Origin of the sequence: Pseudozobellia sp. WGM2 (assembly GCF_017810075.1) — a bacterium.
Taxonomy (GTDB): domain Bacteria; phylum Bacteroidota; class Bacteroidia; order Flavobacteriales; family Flavobacteriaceae; genus JADNYK01.
In genome coordinates this window covers 1-3,122 of record NZ_JADNYK010000019.1, presented here as the reverse complement: position 1 = coordinate 3,122, position 3,122 = coordinate 1, and the positions used below count along the sequence as shown (strand labels likewise).

At 56.6% G+C, this 3,122-nt stretch carries 1 protein-coding gene; it reads left to right on the top strand.

All coding sequences use genetic code 11. The features are described from left to right. The coding region (locus tag IV512_RS19570; protein WP_209406433.1) for an S-layer family protein at positions 1-3,122 on the top strand (3,122 nt) is incomplete at both ends.

The window sequence follows — 3,122 nt, the reverse complement described above, 5'->3', positions numbered from 1 at the left end:
CATTAACTATCGACGACATCACGGCCGATAACATATTGAACGCCGCGGAAGCGGGAGCGGACGTTACCGTAACGGGAACGGTAAGCGGTGACTTCAATGCCGGCGATACGGTGACCCTAACGGTAGACGGTACGGACTATACCGGAACGGTGGACGCCTTGGGCGCGTACAGTATCGACGTACCGGGCAGCAAACTGGCCGCCGATGCCGATAGCACGGTAGACGGAAGCGTGACCACTACGGATGCCGCCGGGAACGTAGGAACAGTAACAGAAACAAAAGCCTATACGGTGGATACCACGGCACCGGTACCAGTACTTGAAATAGATGACATCACGGCCGATAACATCCTGAACGCCGCGGAAGCGGGAGCTGACGTTTCCGTAACGGGAACGGTAGCGGGAGATTTCAATACAGGTGATACGGTGACCCTAACGGTCGACGGCACAAATTATACCGGAACGGTGGACGCCCTTGGCGCGTACAGTATCGACGTACCCGGCAGCAAACTGGCCGCCGATGCCGATAACACGGTGGACGGAAGCGTGACCACTACGGATGCCGCCGGGAACGTAGGAACAGTAACAGAAACAAAAGCCTATACGGTGGATACCACGGCACCGATTCCAACATTGACCATCGACGACATCACGGCTGACAACATATTGAACGCCGCGGAAGCGGGAGCGGACGTTTCCGTAACGGGAACGGTAGCGGGAGATTTCAACACAGGGGATACGGTGACCCTAACGGTAGACGGTACGGATTATACCGGAACGGTGGACGCCTTGGGCGCGTACGGTATCGACGTACCGGGAAGCGCACTAGCGGCAGATGCGGACACCACGGTGGACGGAAGCGTGACCACTACGGACGCCGCCGGGAACAGCGCAACGGCGACGGATACACAGGTATATAGTGTAGATGTAGTAGCGCCGATTCCAACATTGACCATCGACGACATCACTGCGGACAACATCTTGAACGCCGCGGAAGCGGGAGCGGACGTTTCCGTAACGGGAACGGTAAGCGGTGACTTCAATGATGGGGATACGGTGACCCTAACGGTGGACGGAACGGATTACACGGGAACGGTAGACGCCTTGGGCGCGTACAGTATCGACGTACCGGGCAGCAAACTGGCCGCCGATGCCGATACCACGGTAGACGGAAGCGTAACGACAACGGACGCGGCCGGGAACTCTGCAACGGTAACGGATACACAAGTGTATTCAGTAGATACTACATTGCCTATTCCAACATTGACCATCGACGACATCACTGCCGATAACATATTGAACGCCGCGGAAGCGGGAGCTGACGTTTCCGTAACGGGAACGGTAAGCGGTGACTTCAATGCCGGGGATACGGTGACCCTAACGGTGGACGGTACGGATTTTACCGGAACGGTGGACGCCCTTGGCGCGTACAGTATCGACGTACCGGGCAGCAAACTGGCCGCCGATGCCGATACGACTGTTGACGGAAGCGTGACCACTACGGATGCCGCCGGGAACAGCGCAACGGTAACGGATACACAGGTATATAGTGTAGATGTAGTAGCGCCAATTCCAACATTGACCATAGACGATATCACAGCCGATAACATCTTGAACGCCGCGGAAGCGGGAGCGGACGTTTCCGTAACGGGAACGGTAAGCGGTGACTTCAACGCCGGGGATACGGTGACCCTAACAGTAGACGGAACGGATTATACGGGAACCGTGGACGCCCTTGGCGCATACAGTATCGACGTACCGGGAAGCAAACTGGCCGCCGATGCCGATAACACGGTAGACGGAAGCGTGACCACTACGGACGCGGCCGGTAATTCAGCAAGTGCTACGGATACACAGGTATATAGTGTAGATGTAGTAGCGCCGATTCCAACATTGACCATCGACGACATCACCGCTGACAACATCTTGAACGCCGCGGAAGCGGGAGCGGACGTTGCCGTAACGGGAACGATAGCGGGAGATTTCAATACAGGTGATACCGTTACCCTAACGGTGGACGGCACGGACTATACCGGAACGGTGGACGCCTTGGGCGCGTACAGTATCGATGTACCTGGAAGCAAACTGGCCGCCGATGCCGATAACACGGTAGACGGAAGCGTGACCACAACGGACGCGGCCGGAAACGAAGGAACAGTAACAGAAACAAAAGCCTATACGGTGGATACCACGGCACCGTTACCAGTACTTGAAATAGACGATATCACTGCCGACAACATATTGAACGCTGCGGAAGCCGGTGCGGACGTTGCCGTAACGGGAACGGTAAGCGGTGACTTCAATGCCGGGGATACGGTAACCCTAACGGTCGACGGAACAAATTATACCGGAACGGTGGACGCCTTGGGCGCGTACAGTATCGACGTACCCGGCAGCAAACTGGCCGCCGATGCCGATACCACGGTAGACGGAAGCGTGACCACTACGGACGCTGCCGGGAACAGCGCAACGGCGACGGATACACAGGTATATAGTGTAGATGTAGTAGCACCGATTCCAACATTAACTATCGACGATATCACCGCGGACAACATCCTGAACGCCGCGGAAGCGGGAGCGGACGTTGCCGTAACGGGCACGGTAAGCGGTGACTTCAATGATGGGGATACGGTGACCCTAACGGTGGACGGAACAAATTACACCGGAACGGTAGACGCCTTGGGCGCATACAGTATCGATGTACCGGGCAGCAAACTGGCCGCCGATGCCGATAACACGGTAGACGGAAGCGTGACCACTACGGACGCCGCCGGGAACAGCGCAACATCAACGGATACACAGACCTATACCGTAGATACCACATTACCGGTACCAGTACTTGAAATAGACGATATCACGGCGGACAACATATTGAACGCCACGGAAGCGGGTGCTGACGTTACCGTAACGGGAACGGTATCCGGTGACTTCAACGCCGGCGATACGGTGACCCTAACGGTCGACGGAACAAATTACACCGGAACGGTGGACGCCTTGGGCGCCTACAGTATCGACGTACCGGGAAGCAAACTGGCCGCCGATGCCGATAACACGGTAGACGGAAGCGTGACCACTACGGACGCCGCCGGGAACAGCGCAACATCAACGGATACACAGACCTAT